The sequence below is a fragment of the Mesobacillus jeotgali genome, from assembly GCF_002874535.1.
GTDB classification, from domain to species: Bacteria; Bacillota; Bacilli; order Bacillales; family Cytobacillaceae; genus Mesobacillus; species Mesobacillus jeotgali.
Window position 1 is genome coordinate 921,044 of sequence record NZ_CP025025.1, and the last position, 16,893, is coordinate 937,936.

The window sequence follows — 16,893 nt, forward strand, 5'->3', positions numbered from 1 at the left end:
ATCCCCAGTCGACAAGGAGCACCCTGCTCCATTAAAGAATAGTTTCGCTTTAGAGACAAATTATTCAAATATATTACTTTTACTTTAACACAAAATATGCCTGTCGTTTCTATTTTTTGCATTTTTCGACTATTGTTTTTACATGGGGAAAAGAGGATGGAAGTTAAGAAAGTTTTAATACCATACAGGATAATGATTTATAATCATCTATGTGCTAGATTATAATTAATATAAATTATACGTTGCTTCGCAATTTAGTATTGAGGTGTAAAAGTTGGCGATTGAAAAATACCAGAAACTCCTGTTCGAAAAAATAAAGGTACAAATGTCTCGATGGTTTGACTTGAACAATTCAGAAGTAATCAAAAACGAAGATGTTTATAGTTTTTTGCACTCTTTGAAAGGTACAGCAGGTACAATCCAGTTAGGCGGATTATTTCATCTGGCATCAAGACTTTTTGATCAGCTTGAATTGAAAGGTAAGGAACAATGGAAGAAGTGCGAACTGAGGGAATTCCTGTTCGAACTAATCAGTCTGAGTTATCAGTACGAACATTTCAAAGAAACAGACTTGAAAAAAGTGGAACCATCTGAAAGTGATCTCCCTCTGGTACAAATGATTGGTGACGATGTCTCGATGCTGATTCTAATGAAGGAAGCCATGGAAGAAAAAGGCTGGATGGTGATGACGAGTACTGATCCGGAGAAAGCAGTTTCTCTTTACTATGATCTTCAGCCGGATTGTCTGGTCATTGACACAGATTTTACTAAAGAAAACGGCTTTCAGCTATTAGAGACCATTCAACAGCACAACCATAAGCAATTTGTTCCCAAAGTGATACTCAGCACTGAAAATAATCGTCAAACAAGAATCAGGGCATATGAAATGGGAGCTGATGATTTCATTGGCAAGCCGGTCGATATGGAAGAATTCGTCGTCAGAATCAAAAGGCAATTGCAGAGAAAACAAACTTTTGATGAATCCGTCCTGATTGATGAACTGACGAAGGTTTATAATAGAAGGCTTTTATATGATTTGCTTGATCGTTACTTGAAAGAAATGGAACGGACAAACAGTGTATTCTCACTCGCCCTCCTTGATCTTGATTATTTTAAGGATATTAATGACTCATATGGTCATCTTACCGGTGATAAAGTACTTGTAGCTTTTGCTGACTTTTTGAAAAGGAACCTGAGGGGCAGCGATATAGTCTTCCGTTATGGAGGAGAAGAATTTGTCATCCTGCTTCCAAGGACAAATAGTGAAGAAACAATCGACGTAATCAATCGGATATTGGAGCAATTTAAGGCAATTGAATTCAACGAACAGGGCAGGAGCTTTAAGGTAAGTTTTTCAGCAGGGGTCTATATGGTAAGCAACCCCGTGGAGGGAAGCCAGGATATCCTGAAAATGGCCGACCACGCACTTTACGAAGCAAAGGCAAAAGGAAGGTCAAGAGTCCAGGGGGCCAATGTAGCGGAACATTCTGCAAACAACATCCTCAATGTATCTGTCATTGATGATGATGCGATTATCCGTACTCTTCTGGTCAGGGTCCTTCAGAATATCGATACAGAAAAAGTGGAATTGAATGTTCAATCTTTCGAAAATGGGGAGAAATTCTTTGAATCGGGGCGTCTTACCGAGAAGGGAAAGCATTTTCTCATTCTGGATGGTGTCATGCCTGTCATGGATGGAATCGAAGTCCTGGATAAAGTTAAGAGCATCCCTCGATCAAGCACGATCCATGTCCTGATGCTCACCGGCAGAAAGTCAGAATATGATATTGCGCGAGCATTGAAGCTTGGCGCAGATGATTATGTGACAAAGCCATTCAGCATTACTGAGCTTCAGGCAAGAATTCAAAGGCTGATCAAAAGGATGTTTTAAATGATAACAGATGATATCAAGTTTTTATTGACGGTCTTTGAGTGGCTGATGGGCATTCTTATAATTTTGCTTATCTATCTGATTATCAGGAAGGCCATGGAAAATCGCATTCGAAAAATAGTGGAGCAACATAAAATCCAGATGAATGATAAGGTCCTTCATTCCATCCTTACCGGGGATTTCCTCCGGTCTATACAGGCAGATACGAAAGCGAAAAAGCTGGCAATGGAAGAGCTGATAAGCAAGTATTCGGACGTCCTCGAAGGAGCCGAAGAAAAGAAGAACCTGAACTTGCTGGCAGAAAGCAGACTTAGCGGATATTATCGAAAGGCTTTATCCAATTACAGGTGGAGCACCAGAATGAATGCCCTTTTTCACATTGAAGCCTTCCAGATGGAAAGTTTGAAGGAAGATATTCAGCTTTTGCTGAAGCGAAGCAGAATATCTAAAATTGAAATAATAAAAGGCTTATCCTTTCTGGCACAAATCCAGCATAAGGGGATATTTGAGTTCGTTACAGAAGAATACAAAGACCTATCGTACCTGGAATACAGAAATATCCTATCCAGGCTTGATGAAAAAAACTTGGAGCAATTCATGCTTGGATATCATTCCTGTCAGCTTCAGTTAAAATTAGCAATCATTGATCTAGTTGGTTTGAAAAAAGATCTGGCATACTTGAACTTTGTAGAATCAAAATTCGCCAATAGCAATGGCGAGGAGCGGGTTCGGGCCTTAAAAGCCCTTGCGGCAATCGGCCACACAAGCAGTGTTGAAAATTTCCTTCCTTTATTGAGTTCGCCGAATTGGGAAGAACGAATGCTTGCTGCCAGATTGGCTGGGGAAATGAAATGCGATCAAGCCATTCCCGGCCTGGTCATGCTTCTTCAAGATCCATCATGGTGGGTCCGCTCACAGGCAGGTCAGTCGATTACCCTTTTTCCTGGAGGCAAAAAGATCCTTCAGGAGGTCATTGAAACAAGCAGCGATTCCTTTGCGAAAGACATGGCATGGGAATGGATTAACAAAGGAGTCTATCAGTCATGAATCTGCAGGACATCGGTGTTTATTTTTCATGGTTCATCTTAATCTATATGCTGGTCGTCATCAGCTTCTATTCAATCGTTATGCTTATATCCGTCATTCAGTTAAGAAAAGAATACAGGTTGAATCGGGAGAAGTCTTTTGGTGATTATGCGGAGGAAATCTATACCAAGCCAATTTCGATCATTGTCCCGGCCTTTAACGAGGAAGCTGGGATTGTCCACAGCATCCGCTCGCTGCTAAGTATCAACTACCCAGTGTTTGAGATTATCGTCGTGAACGATGGATCATCGGACAAAACAATGGATGTGTTGATTGAGCAGTATGATATGAAGGAAATCAAGAAAGTGATCCGCAGGCAGGTAAACTCGAAACCTATAAAAAAGGTCTATCAGTCTCAAATACTCCCTAACCTGTTCCTGGTTGACAAGGATAACGGGGGAAAAGCTGATGCACTAAACGCCGGGCTGAATTTTTCGCATTATCCATATGTTTGTTCCCTGGATGGAGATTCAGTCCTTGAAAGAGATGCTTTTTTAAAAGTAATGAAGCCAATCATCGAGTCAAATGAAGAAGTCATTGCCTCTGGGGGCAGCATCAGGATTGCTAATGGCTGTGAAATAAGGAATGGCGAGGTACTGAAAATCGGGTTAGCCAAAAATCCCCTGGTCATCATGCAGGTAATCGAATATTTGCGGGCCTTTTTGATGGGAAGGATTGGCCTGAGCAGACATAATTTGCTGCTGATCATCTCGGGTGCCTTTGGTGTCTTCTCCAAGCACTGGGTGGTGCAGGCTGGAGGATACCGGTCGGATACGGTCGGGGAAGACATGGAGCTTGTTGTCAGGATCCATCGGCTGCTAAAAGAAACACGGCAAAAGAAACGTATTGTGTATGTGCCGGACCCAGTCTGCTGGACAGAGGTCCCGGAAAGCACGAAATATTTGAAGCGGCAAAGACGAAGATGGCATAGAGGGCTGTTTGAAAGCCTGTGGATTCACAGGAAGCTGACATTCAACCCGAAATATGGACTGATTGGATTCGTTTCTTTCCCTTATTTCTGGATAGTAGAATTCCTCGGGCCCATCGTCGAACTTTCAGGTTATATTTATATCGTCATTTCCTTGTTTGCAGGAGGAATTTATCTTGAGTTTGCGATATTAATATTCCTATTGTCTTGTTTATATGGATCCATCTTTTCAGCATTCGCGATTCTGCTGGAAGAATGGAGCCTCAGAAAATATCCCAGAATAACCGATTTGCTTAAGCTATTCCTATATTCATTGACAGAAACGATCTGGTATCGGCCGTTGACAGTGTTCTGGCGCTGCCAGGGAATCTGGCAAATGATCCGGGGCGAGAGAGGCTGGGGAGAAATGAAAAGAAAAGGTGTATCAAGATGAAATCACTATTCGAGAGGCACTCTCAGCTAGTTGTCCTGCTCTTCGTTTTTTTGGTCGTATCAGCCCTTTCAAGCCCTTTTTGGCTCTGGCAATTGAAGCCGGAACAAACACTTGATATTTTGATTGTCGACAAAACTGTTCCCGACAAGGATTACAGGGAACACAAAGGACTTACATGGGTTTTGAATAATGAGAAGTATTTAAAATCTGATGGCGAAAATTATTCCGCCGCCACGGACTATATCGGATTCAGGCATGTGAATCAGGATACTTTTTCAGGAGAAAAACTCCCTGAACAACTGGACCAATATAAGGTCATCTATCTTGCGGACCTATATGGAGTATATGAAGAAGAGTTCCGCGGTGAAAATGAGACCGGAAAGAGGTCGAATCAGCTTTATGGCGGATTGCAGCTAGAGGATGTCAAAGTGTTGGAAAGAGAGCTGCTTGAGGGGAATAAGACTTTGATCTCCGAATTCAACACCTTTGGAAGCCCCACTGAAGAATCGGTAAGGAAACGAATGACCAATCTGCTCAATGTCCGCTGGAGTGGCTGGACAGGCCGGTATTTTACCAAACTTGACGGGAAAGAAGTGCCGGACTGGATCATTGACCAGTATGAATCCCAATCGAAGGAATGGAATTTTACCGGTTCAGGATTCGTATTTGTCAATGAAAAGGATTATGTAACTGTCCTGGACGAAACAAAGCTCACAGGCAGCGGGCTGGATTTCAGGGTTACTGAAAAAGGAAAGGAGCATTTTGCATCTGACCTGGATACGAGCTACACATACTGGTTTGATATCGTTGAGGCACTGGATGAGGATGAGGTGATGGCAAGCTATCAGCTGCCAATCAAGGATAAGGCCAAGGCCGAATTGGCGGAATATGGGATTCCTGAACAGTTTCCTGCTGTGATCCATCACCAAAATAGCCAATTTTCAACCTATTATTTTGCTGGTGATTATGCAGATGAGGCAGAAGTTCCGGATATCTACCAAACTCAAGGAATAACATCCTGGAAAAAAGCGGTCGAAGGGAAGCGTTCTTTTTACTGGTCAGCGTATGTACCGATGATGAAAGAGATTCTCTCGAATGGCTTACATGAATCTTCGGGCGTGCCGGTTGCTCCTGAAATTGCCAAAGTTGGGGAAATCCATTATAACGGCATCAACTCCGCTGATTCCATTCAAATCCAAAAGAATGGTAAATGGGAGGACATCCTGATAAAAGGCGTCAACATCGGTATGGGAAAGCCAGGAGCCTTCCCGGGTGAAGCGGCCATCACGAAGGAGGAATACTTCCGCTGGTTCAAGCAGATTGGCAGCATGAATGCCAACGCGATCCGGGTTTACACTTTGCATCCTCCTGAATTCTATCAGGCATTTTACGAATATAATCAGCTATCGGAAAAGCCATTATATTTATTCCATGGTGCATGGGTGAATGAAGAAATGATTGTCGAAACTCAGAATGCTTTTTCAGATGAGGTAGTGAATGATTTCAAGCGCGAGCTGAAGCAAATGATTGATATTGTTCATGGCAATGCAAATATACCTCCAAGTCCGGGCCACGCATCCGGTAAATATGAATTTGATATATCCCGATATGTCCTGGGATTGATCATCGGTATAGAGTGGGATCCTGGAGCCGTCCAGAGTACAAACATCCGCAATAAGGGGTCAAAACAGTTCGCTGGCACTTACTTCAGGACGGAAAATGCAGAGCCTTTTGAAATCTGGCTTGCATCCATGATGGACTACACTGCCGGCTACGAAACCGAGCAATATCAGTGGCAGCACAGCATCAGCTTCACGAATTGGGTTACGACCGATTTACTGGAGCATCCGAGTGAACCGCTTGAAACGGAAGACATGGTGTCTGTGAATCCAAACCATATACAAAAAAACGAGGAGTTCAAAGCCGGAATGTTTGCTTCATATCATGTTTATCCTTACTATCCGGACTTCTTGAATTTCGATAGAACTTATCAGCAATACAAGGATCAGCAAGGCAGAAAGAATCATTATGCCGGTTATTTGCATGATTTAATCCGTGCCCATGATATGCCAGTCCTGATTGCGGAATTTGGTGTCCCATCGTCAAGAGGACAGACTCACAGAAATGACTCAGGAATGAATCAGGGCTTCCTGAATGAGCAGCAGCAGGGAGAGATGAACAGCTTCATGTTCAATTCGATGGTTGACGAGGGTGCTGCCGGAGGGCTGGTGTTCGCATGGCAGGATGAATGGTTCAAACGGACATGGAACACGATGGATTATGATAACCCAAACCGCCGTCCTTTTTGGGCAAATCGCCAAACGAATGAGCAAAAATTTGGTCTTTTGAGTTTCGAGCCTGGCAAAAAAAGTTCATCCATGCTTGTCGATGGAAGAAAAGGAGACTGGGACAAGAATGGGATAAAGCCTCTTGGTGACTCGAAGAACGGTGCAATCAAGAGGGTGTTTGCATCCTCTGATGAATCATCCGTTTATTTCCGGCTTGACCTGGAAAACGCCATCAACTGGGACGAACAAGCTGGCTACCTTTTCCTGGATACAATTCCCGGCCAGGGTCAGCAACGAGTCAAATTGCATGATGGTCAGGAAGTTGATCCTGATTCTGGTATTGATTTTATGATAGAACTTAAAGGGCCAGACGAGTCAAGAATCCTCGTTGATAGCTATTATGACCTGTTTTACTATCAGTACGGGAAAAACCTGAAAATGATCCCTGAGGTAAACTATGCTGATGAAAAAAACAATGGCATATTCCATCCGATTCGACTTGCGCTCAACAAGGAGATGATCCTTCCTGAAGATGGCAGGAAAGTCCCATTCCAGTCATATGAAACAGGTAAACTGAAATTCGGGACTGGAAATCCGGATGATGAAAGTTTTGATTCACTGACCGATATAAGTATAAGCAATGATAAAAAGACCGTGGAAATTCGGATACCATGGCAGCTGTTGAATATTAAGGATCCAAGTACTAAAGAAATAATCTCGGACCTTCATAAAACTGGCCTTACAGGAAGTGAATCCATCAAAGGAATACGTTTCTCTGCTGCGTGGATCTCACAAGGAGAGACTGGCTCTGTCCTTTCAGAAAACGCAGACAGCATGTTCTTCTACGAATGGAAGGGTTGGGAAGATCCGCAATATCATGAACGTCTGAAAGAATCCTATAAGATAATGAAGGAAACTTTTAAAAATGCAGGGGACGAGGAGAACGATCGATGAAACGAATATTGCTGGCTGAGGACGAGGAAATATTGAGAATGCTGATCATCGATACACTTGAAGAGGAAGATTATCAGGTGATTGAGGCTGGAGACGGCCAGGAAGCATTGGATTTATTAATGGTTGAAAAATATGATTTGATTGTGCTTGATTATATGATGCCAGCATATTCAGGTTTGGAAGTCATAGTAAAAATAAGGCAGGAAGGCATCAATAAGGATGTACCGATCATGATGCTATCGGCGAAAAGCCAGCTTTCAGAACAGGAAAAAGCGATTGCGGCGGGGGCCGATTATTTTATGGCCAAGCCATTCAGCCCGCTTGAACTATTGGGAAAAGTGAGAGACATACTAAATGAAAAAAATACAATTCAATAAAAATAGCATAGTTCGCCGGTATATTTTCCTGATGGGGGTATTCATTGGCGCATTCTTGTTGCTGGCTGGAATCCTGCTGTATTCCTTTTACGAGCTGAATGAAGAATATACTTCAAAAAACAGTCAGCTTGAGGACAAAGAACGTCTTGTACAGAGGATGGAAGAAGCTTTTATTAAGGCCTTCATGGATGTGCGAGGATACTTTGCCTATAATACCGAGAGTTTGAAGAAAAAGGCGCTGGAGCAAGATCCAGTAATCATGGACTATATGAATCAGCTTAGCGCAATGGAAGAAAGCTATAAAGACCAGGCATTCCTGGAACAGGTAGAAGATTTTAGGAAATATTATTTTATAGAAACCCTGCCTGTCACTCTTGAAGAATATGAAAATGGAAATATTGAGGCCGTCAGAGCGACTGCGAATGGAGGAGCTACAAAGAAAATCGAGGCCATAATGGCAGACATCGACGAATATAATGACGCGATCAATGATCAAATAGATGCGAACTTTATTGAACTTAAGAAGATCCAGTCATATGTCCAAATCGCTTTTGTTGTTTTTGTGCTCGTTTTCTTGATTGTCCTGCTGCGAATCACGAGGCTGATGTTCAGTGAGATTGCCAAGCCGCTTGCGGGATTTGCTGCAGCTGCCAATGAGATTGCTTATGGCAGGGATGCGGTCATTGAGGTCGACAAAGACCGTAATGATGAACTTGGGGTTCTATCGGTCGCCTTCAATCGCATGATCGAGGGAATCCAGGAAAACGAACAAAATCTGCTTGCGCAAAACGAAGAGCTAGTGGCACAGCAGGATGAGCTTCATGCTCAGCAACTCGAGCTCCAGGAGGCTCTTGAGTTTGTAAAAAACAATGAGCAGAAGCTTAGCAGCAGGAATGAGCTGATAAATAAATTGGCTAATTCACTTGATAAGCAAGAAGTCCTGGAAAGCGCGGTCTTAAATATGTGCCCGATCATCGGTGCTGAAAAAGGAATCATTGCCTTTATCGATGAGCCCTCGTATGCCTCATATGGGATTTCTCCTGGCGGCGTCAAACAATTCAGGGGAAATCTGTTGTTCAGTGGTGTGATTGACCGTCTGCAGGTGGAGCGAAAGCCTTTTGCGATGAAAAGGCAATGTGCAGAAGATGAGAAGGGGTACCATTCTGAATATCTATTTTCATATGATCTGTATATCCCAATCTTCTTATCAGGAAAGAAGCTGATTGCCATCATGGCATTCACCCGCTATGATTCACCATTTGATGGCCGGCTTATGGAAGAGTATGAAGCGTTGGCCAAAAACGTCGGGATAGCGATGGACAAAATCAACCTATACCAGAAATCAGAAGAAGCAAGACGATTGAACCAGGATATCCTTGATACAATCCAGGAGGGTGTCCAGTTAGTCAGTGGAGATGGTGAAATTCTCCTGGTCAACAAAAAGTTCTGTGAGCTGTTCGGATGCCCGGAAAAGCTTCATGATATGGACGGTTGCTCGTGGGACGAATGGACCGCCCTATTAGAGGGGACAATTGAAGAAGCTGGAGACTTTATAGACTTCCTGAAGTCAGAGGTGGCCAGTCAGGAAAAATATCCTGCAAACGAGCGGCAATTTACCTACAGAAATAAAGCTGGAAAGGTGTTCAAGGTATACTGTGAAGGGCTTTTCGATGGAAATACGAAGTTAGGCACAATTTTTGTACACCGCAATATAACAAAAGAATTCGAAGTGGACAGGATCAAATCAGAATTTGTCAGCACCGTCAGTCATGAACTCCGGACACCGCTGGCAAGCATTCTCGGATTTACAGAGTTGATTCTCACAAGAGAGTTAAAACCTGAACGCCAGAAAAAATATTTATCGACTATTCACAATGAAGCAGGAAGACTGACTGCATTGATCAATGATTTTCTGGATATCCAGCGGATGGAATCAGGGAAGCAGGGTTATGAAAAAATACAGGTTGAAATGCTGCCTGTCATCAATAAGGTCATCGAGCTCCAGAAAGTGCAATCAGATCGGCATGAATTAACGCTGAAGTTCCTAGGAGGTAGTGATGTCGTCATTGGGGATGCGGGTAAATTGGAGCAGGCACTTACAAACCTGGTGCACAACGCCATCAAATATTCACCAGAAGGCGGAAAGGTCAGTGTTATTGTTTTTGAAAAAGACGGGATGGTAAGAATGGAAATCCAGGATGAAGGTCTGGGAATCCCTCCTGAGGCAATCGATAAATTGTTCGAAAAGTTTTATAGAGTGGATAATTCCGATCGCAGGTCCATTGGCGGGACAGGTCTGGGACTTGCGATCGTCAAAGAAATCATCCATGATCACGGAGGAGAAATAAGCGTTAAGTCACAATTTGGAAAGGGAAGTACTTTCACCATCTCTCTGCCTGTTTCTGACAGCCAGACTGATTTCGGCTGAACTTAAGGGGGCAAGGATAAAGGCGGCAGAAATGCCGTCTTTTCTGTTGTTTACTAGGAAATTATGAAATGATTTCAATGTCGATAACTTTACGGGTTTTCTTAATCCAGCTCCAGCGCCTAGCCCCTCCAGTCGCTTGTCGGGGCCGAACGAGGCGCTTGCGCTTTTTGTTCATGCAGACAGGATAAGAACCGTAACCCTGGATGTCCAAGAACTTTAAGATTGCAGGCGAAATAGTGGATGGACGCTGAGTACAGGCGATATACTATTTGTACTAAAACTTAGCGAAGGAGGAACCAACATGTCCAAAAGCTCATTAACCCTTTTCACCCGGCCGATGTGAACAGACTGCCAGGAAGCGAAGGAGTTTCTTTCGCAGAAAAATGTCCCGTATGAAGAAATCAATGTTCAGGGTGAGCCTGAAAAGGAGAAAAAGCTTAAAGAATTAACAGGTACTGTGATTGTTCCGGCGTTTATTTTTACAAATAAGAAGTTTTTGTTCATAAAAGATAAAAAAGTGTTGATCGGATTTGAAAATAACAGAAGTGAAATTGAAAAGCTTGCTGAAAGCTTATAACCTAAATACTGAATAACAAAAGCCTTCGAATGTGAGGGCTTTTTTGTTCTTGAATAATTTTTAAAATGACATGGAACCATACTGAAGTACATAAATTATAATATATAAATCTTTCATAAGGGAGGGTTATCATTTCAATTCCGAGTTGACTTATCAGAATACATGTATTATATTATTCGAGAATGATAAATTAGGGGGGAAAGACAGTGACCACTGGACTTGTTATTTTAAATATTGCAGTTATGCTAGGCATCATTGCTGTTCTTTTTTACATGCAAAAGAAGCATGTTTCATTTTCTAAACGAGTATTCATTGCGCTGGGAATCGGTATTGTATTCGGTTTTGCATTGCAATTCATTTACGGAGCGGGTTCTGAGGTCATTACGGAGAGTACTGACTGGTTCTCGATTGTGGGAAGCGGTTATGTAAAGTTCCTGCAAATGATCGTTATGCCGCTAGTATTTATATCGATTTTAGCTGCTTTCACGAAGCTGAAGCTGACGAATAACATCGGTAAAATCAGTACACTGATTCTAGGCTTGCTGGTTGGCACAACAGCTGTTGCCGCTGCGGTTGGTATCGCTACTGCTGTTGGTTTCGACCTTGAGGCTGTACAAATCACACAGGGTGAGGCGGAGCAAGCACGTGCTGAGAAGCTTGAGGAAACCTATGGGGGAATTGAAGGGCGTACGATGCCGCAGCAAATTCTTGATCTATTGCCTGCTAACCCATTTCTTGACTTTACGGGTGCACGCCCGACGTCTACAATTTCTGTCGTAATATTTGCGGCATTCTTAGGAATCGCCTTTCTCGGAGTCAGGAGGAAGTCTCCTGAACAGGCAGAGCTTTTTGCCAAAATTGTTGATGCTTTCTATGCGGTCATCATGAGAGTAGTCACGCTGATCTTGCGCCTGACTCCATATGGTGTTCTTGCCATCATGACAAAGACAGTTGCATTAAGCGATTTTGATGCAATCCTGAAATTGGGTAAATTCGTAGCTGCATCATATGTAGCTCTTGCTGTTATGTTCATCATCCACTTATTATTATTGACGATTGCTGGTTTGAATCCAATCACATATATTAAAAAAGCATTCCCTGTTCTCGCGTTTGCCTTCACTTCCAGAACGAGTGCCGGGGCATTGCCATTGAATATCAAAACACAGCGCTCGCTTGGAGTTCCTGAGGGGATTGCGAACTTTGCTGGTTCCTTCGGATTATCAATCGGACAAAATGGCTGTGCGGGGATTTATCCAGCAATGCTTGCAGTCATGATTGCGCCGACTGTAGGTGTTGATCCATTAACACCTTCCTTCATCGCAACAGTGATAGCGATTGTAGCCATCAGTTCCTTCGGCGTTGCCGGAGTCGGAGGCGGTGCAACATTTGCAGCGTTACTCGTGCTTTCAGCATTGAACATGCCAGTTGCCCTTGCCGGCTTGCTCATTTCAATCGAACCATTGATTGATATGGGACGCACAGCAGTAAATGTCAGCGGTGCAATGACATCCGGTATTTTGACAAGCAAGATCACCAAAGAAATAGATCCTGTTGTCTATACGGATATGAATCAAAAAATCGAAGCAGAAGCTTAAAATTGCTAAGAAGCCAGCCAAGAGAGAACCTTGGCTGGCTTTCTGATTTTTTTTAGAAAGAATCAATGAACAGTCTCTCTTTTTATCACACACAATGAGGTCATCAATCCCACACATGTAATCGTAAGCAGCGAATACATGAATTTTTCCATTCCAATTATCTTCAACCCCGACAAAACTACTATTCCATCTATTAGGAAAATCAAGATTCCGACATTAACGGGAAAAAATTTATGAACCAATTGGGCTAATAAATCCGTCCCGCCAGTGCTTGTTTCATAGCGGAGCATCAAACCAATTCCGCAGCCGACCAATATACCTCCCAGGATTGCGCTTGGGACGATGCCCAGGTGGATTCCTTTTTCAACGGGTGCGAACAGATCAATGAAAAAGCTTGATACCAACAATCCATTCAAGCTATGAAAAAAGTATTTCCGTTCCAATATCCAAGCCAATACGTAAAGAGGGATACTCAGGAGGATCATTGTAAGGCCTGTAGGAAATCCATAAAAATAATGAATGATCAACCCAATGCCGATCATGCCGCCGTCCAGGAGATGGTGTGGGACGAGAAACCCATTCACTCCTACTCCAAGCAATATACTTCCTACAAGTACAGCAAGAACTTTCCCAGTCATTCATTATCACCAGCCTTGTCCTTCTCCAATTATTTCTATGTAAAAAGACAAGTGTTAGAACATGACATAAAAAAAGAACCTTCCAAACGGCAGGTTCCGGTCTTACTTTAAGTGTCACTTTTGAACTTAGATTAGTGTCTAGCTCCAGCGCCTAGCCCCTCGAGTCGCTTCGATCCTGCCAATGAAGTCAAAGAACGACTTCACTGTCAGGCCCTCCAGCGCTTGTCGGGGCTGACCAAGGCGCTTGCGCTTTTCATTAGTGAGGCAGGAATGCAAGCTGGTAAAAGAACAGCACCGCAAAAACGTAAAGTAGCGGATGAACATCACGCCATTGCCCTTTCACTACTTTCAGTAAAGGGTAGGAAATGAATCCAAGCGCGATGCCGGTTGCGATGCTTGAAGTAAGCGGCATGCTCAAGATGATCAGGAAAGCAGGGAATGCTTCGTCAAGCTCGTCCCAGCTGATTTGTGAAATACTGCCCATCATCAGGCTTCCGACAATAATCAAAGCTGGAGCAGTAATAGCTGATAAACCAGAAACCGCGCTCACAAGCGGTCCGAAGAAAGCAGCTGCGATAAAAAGACCGGCTACGGTTAGCGAAGTAAGACCGGTACGTCCTCCTGCAGCCACACCTGAAGATGATTCAATGTAAGCTGTCGTCGGACTCGTTCCGAACATAGCACCGGCGGCAGTTGCGATCGAGTCAGACAGCAATGCTTCTCTTGCACGCGGCATTGAATTTCCTTTCATCAAGCCTGCCTGGTGGGCTACACCGATCATTGTACCCGTAGTATCAAAGATTGTTACAAGGATAAAAGAAAAGACAACTGCGTATAAGCTGTTTTGTACGACATCCATCAATGCTGTCCATGGATTGAGGACAATCATGCCTTCAGGAAGTGATGGCATTGACATGAATCCTTCTTTGAAGTCCAATTGGCCTGTGAAGAAGGCGATCAATGCAGTGACGACCATTCCCAGGAACAATGCTCCATTCACCTTAAGCACCATTAAGACAAGCGTGACTGCAAGACCAATCAACGCCAGCACTGCAGATGGGGAATGCAGGTCCCCAAGTCCTACCAGGTTCGATGGGTGGTCGGTAATGATTCCTGTAAGTCGCAAACCGATAAATGCAATGAAAAGTCCAATACCTGCGGTGATTCCGTGCTTTAAGTTGGCTGGAATTGCTTCAATCAACTTCTCACGGAATGGAGTCAGGGACAGGATGACAAATATTAATCCCGCGATAAATACAGCAGCGAAGGCTGTCTCATATGAAATGTTCTGGTTGTTGCCAACCACAGAGTAGGCAAAGTAAGCGTTAAGCCCCATTCCAGGAGCGATTGCGATTGGATAATTAGCAAATAAGGCCATCCACAGCGTACCGATGACTGCGGCAATGATTGTCGCTGTAAAAACTTGCTCAAATGGAACGCCGGCATCAGCCAGGATGATAGGATTGACGACTACGATATAAACCATTGTGAAAAAGGTCGTAATACCGGCCATCATTTCTGTTTTTACATTCGTGTTGTTCTCTTTTAATTTAAACATGAGTTCCTCCAGAAATACGAACGATTTTTAAACACAAATAATATAATATTCGTTTTTAGGATATTTTACAAGGGGGAAAATAAAGAAAATCATATTATTTAGATCAGAGAATTATTATTTAAAGGTAAATAACATAAGAGTTATATTGTTCCTCAATGCGAGAGGATCTATTAACAAAGGGTCGCGTACTCGGGTAAAGATATCCCTCATCTGGCAGAGATGAAAAAAGACTGCAGACAAGAAACCATTTACAGGTTTTGGCTGCAGCCTCTAGAATCATCTTTTTTAAAATAATCTCTCGTCAGGAACAAGCCTCCAAGGTAAAGTGCGAGTGCGAAATAGGCTGGCAGCAGGTGGATAAAATCAATGTAACCTATATAAAGATGCGTGAAAATTCCTGCTGTAAAAGCGGGAATTCCTCCTATTAAGAATGTTCTCCAAACCCAGGCAGATCCTTCATGGAATCCCCACAGCGACAGTGTTAGTACAAGCAAACCAACACTGAAGAGTGCGCTGCCAAAGCCCGCACGGTCATGCGCAATGACTGGGATCAGTTTTTCGTTCAGCGCATTCAACTGATCTGGTGTCATGCAGATATATTTTAGGTCGGTATCAACAAACACATATGTCGTACCAATTGTCGATATGACAAACCCGCCCAGAACAAAGGAAAACCCGAGGATGACAAACAATAGCTGGCCATATATTGCTTTTTTCCAGGCTAAATGGTTTGTGCGGTTTTTTGATGAAGGCGATTGATTTGCTGAGCTTGTTTTTTTGTAGCCCTTAATGTAAAAAGGAAGCAGTGTGAGCCAGAATAAACCGTGCAGCCAGTCGAAATAACCGAATCCAAGAAAAAGCATGATTCCTAGGAATCCTGTAATCGCCCCGATATCAAAAGCTCTTTTTGCCCAATGGATTCCATAGCGAATGCCATGGCGCGCAAGCTGCATATAGATAATGCCTCCGGAAATCATCGTACCTGCAAGTGTCATCCTGTCATGCGACATGAATTTATAAAGATTGGGATTGTACGCCATCAATTCCAGCCTGGTCATTTGCATGAATGCTTCATCATAGAAGAGGATGACCTTCGTGAAACTGAAGAATAAGACCAAGGCACCTCCAAGCAGGATGAAAAGTCCGAACAGCCAATACCAGATCCAGCCAGGAAGCTCTTTCCTCCCGTCTCCTAGTTCGTCAAGAAGCGCTTCATTTATCCTTTTTGGCAAACCCGGTCCTGATGCCACATATCCCCCGGATAAAAAGACCAGTTCAGCACCTGCCTTTATAAGGGCGAGGGCATCGGAGGGTTCAGCAACGCCTCCAGAGGTAACGACAGGTATATCGAATTCATTTTTTATAATGTTCAGAGCATGTATCATTCCTTCTGTTTGCTGAAGTGACAAAACCTGTTTACTGTCTGTTAAAATACGGTCTTCTTCAATCATGATTCCATCCACAATATGACTGGCTGATTTAAGCTTCAAAAGACTGTCAGCAGCAGAAGAATGCCTAATAGCTAAAAGGATAGGCTTGTCTTCTAGAACCGTTTTTATATGAGTGAGATCATCGATGCTTTCAATTGAATCAATTTCAATTATGAAGACATCTCCAGCATCTTTTAAATGCTCAGCAATGATTAGTGGTTCTTCTAGCCGAATCAGGATCGGCACTGCCCGTGATATTGTTAGTTTGTTTTTCGTGGCGATTAGTCCAATCGTTTCGGCAAATTCAGGCAGGATCAAGGCATCATTTGTTTTTGAAAGAGATGCTGCTGTTCTGGGCTTTCTCGGAAATTTTGCAATGGGACCAACTTCAATTGCACCAAAGCCAAGATTCGGGAAGGCTTCAATTCCGGATAATTGCGGGTCAATCTTCCCGCTTAACCCAACCGGGCTATTGAAATGAAGACCAAACAGATTGCGGTGCAATTTCTCCGAGGGAGACATATGTCCAAGAAACTCGATGAAGGATCTGCCCCCTGGAACCTTTGCGATGGTGGACATTCCGCGGTGGATAAATTCCCGTCCTGCATTCCCGGGCAAAATGGACAGCCATGGTTTGAATAATGGGTGATATGACCAATCAGGCATAATGGCCTCCTGAAATTTTATGGTTTTTTTCTTATTTTAACGTA

General features: G+C 43.2%; 10 protein-coding genes and 1 pseudogene. 8 read left to right on the forward strand and 3 right to left on the reverse strand.

The window, feature by feature from the left end; all coding sequences use genetic code 11:
* Positions 1-274: 274 nt before the first annotated feature.
* From CD004_RS04515 to CD004_RS04550, 8 genes and pseudogenes are all read left to right on the forward strand, one after another.
* On the forward strand, positions 275-1,891 hold the full coding sequence (locus CD004_RS04515; protein WP_233434946.1) for a GGDEF domain-containing response regulator: 1,617 nt from the start codon (positions 275-277) through the stop codon (positions 1,889-1,891).
* Entirely contained in the window at positions 1,892-2,938 is a 1,047-nt protein-coding gene (locus CD004_RS04520) for a HEAT repeat domain-containing protein (protein ID WP_102261670.1), read from the forward strand.
* Positions 2,935-4,338 carry a glycosyltransferase family 2 protein gene (locus CD004_RS04525; protein ID WP_102261671.1) on the forward strand — a complete coding sequence of 468 codons (1,404 nt, stop codon included), beginning with the start codon at positions 2,935-2,937 and terminating at the stop codon, positions 4,336-4,338. The genes CD004_RS04520 and CD004_RS04525 overlap by 4 nt, the downstream gene beginning before the upstream one ends.
* Positions 4,335-7,580 carry a hypothetical protein gene (locus CD004_RS04530; RefSeq protein ID WP_102261672.1) on the forward strand — a complete coding sequence of 1,082 codons (3,246 nt, stop codon included), beginning with the start codon at positions 4,335-4,337 and terminating at the stop codon, positions 7,578-7,580. Before CD004_RS04525 ends, CD004_RS04530 begins: the two co-directional genes overlap by 4 nt.
* A complete protein-coding gene (locus CD004_RS04535) occupies positions 7,577-7,957 on the forward strand; it encodes a response regulator transcription factor (protein ID WP_102261673.1) in 381 nt (126 codons plus the stop codon). The genes CD004_RS04530 and CD004_RS04535 overlap by 4 nt, the downstream gene beginning before the upstream one ends.
* Positions 7,935-10,385 carry an ATP-binding protein gene (locus CD004_RS04540; protein ID WP_102261674.1) on the forward strand — a complete coding sequence of 817 codons (2,451 nt, stop codon included), beginning with the start codon at positions 7,935-7,937 and terminating at the stop codon, positions 10,383-10,385. The genes CD004_RS04535 and CD004_RS04540 overlap by 23 nt, the downstream gene beginning before the upstream one ends.
* 358 nt (positions 10,386-10,743) lie before the next feature.
* A pseudogene (locus CD004_RS24645) lies at positions 10,744-10,962 on the forward strand (glutaredoxin family protein); the annotation flags it as partial.
* A gap of 242 nt (positions 10,963-11,204) precedes the next feature.
* Positions 11,205-12,557: an L-cystine transporter gene (locus CD004_RS04550; protein WP_264190877.1), complete on the forward strand. Its 1,353-nt coding sequence runs from the start codon at positions 11,205-11,207 to the stop codon at positions 12,555-12,557.
* Between the two features lie 62 nt (positions 12,558-12,619).
* Here CD004_RS04550 and CD004_RS04555 read toward each other — a convergent pair whose 3' ends face one another.
* From CD004_RS04555 to CD004_RS04565, 3 genes are all read right to left on the reverse strand, one after another.
* Entirely contained in the window at positions 12,620-13,195 is a 576-nt protein-coding gene (locus CD004_RS04555; protein ID WP_102261677.1) for a YitT family protein, read from the reverse strand.
* Between the two features lie 256 nt (positions 13,196-13,451).
* Positions 13,452-14,753 (reverse strand): NCS2 family permease, encoded by a 1,302-nt coding sequence (locus CD004_RS04560; RefSeq protein WP_041968111.1) that lies wholly within the window; start codon positions 14,751-14,753, stop codon positions 13,452-13,454.
* Between the two features lie 248 nt (positions 14,754-15,001).
* Positions 15,002-16,849 (reverse strand): dihydroorotate dehydrogenase, encoded by a 1,848-nt coding sequence (locus CD004_RS04565; protein WP_102261678.1) that lies wholly within the window; start codon positions 16,847-16,849, stop codon positions 15,002-15,004.
* Positions 16,850-16,893 lie beyond the last annotated feature (44 nt).

Coding starts and splice junctions, on each gene's coding strand:
- CD004_RS04550 (WP_264190877.1), top strand. CDS start 11,205: ATGCTAGGCATCATTGCTGTTCTTTTTTACATGCAAAAGAAGCATGTT.
- CD004_RS04540 (WP_102261674.1), top strand. CDS start 7,935: ATGAAAAAAATACAATTCAATAAAAATAGCATAGTTCGCCGGTATATT.
- CD004_RS04565 (WP_102261678.1), bottom strand. CDS start 16,849: ATGCCTGATTGGTCATATCACCCATTATTCAAACCATGGCTGTCCATT.
- CD004_RS04520 (WP_102261670.1), top strand. CDS start 1,892: ATGATAACAGATGATATCAAGTTTTTATTGACGGTCTTTGAGTGGCTG.
- CD004_RS04535 (WP_102261673.1), top strand. CDS start 7,577: ATGAAACGAATATTGCTGGCTGAGGACGAGGAAATATTGAGAATGCTG.
- CD004_RS04560 (WP_041968111.1), bottom strand. CDS start 14,753: ATGTTTAAATTAAAAGAGAACAACACGAATGTAAAAACAGAAATGATG.
- CD004_RS04555 (WP_102261677.1), bottom strand. CDS start 13,195: ATGACTGGGAAAGTTCTTGCTGTACTTGTAGGAAGTATATTGCTTGGA.
- CD004_RS04530 (WP_102261672.1), top strand. CDS start 4,335: ATGAAATCACTATTCGAGAGGCACTCTCAGCTAGTTGTCCTGCTCTTC.
- CD004_RS04525 (WP_102261671.1), top strand. CDS start 2,935: ATGAATCTGCAGGACATCGGTGTTTATTTTTCATGGTTCATCTTAATC.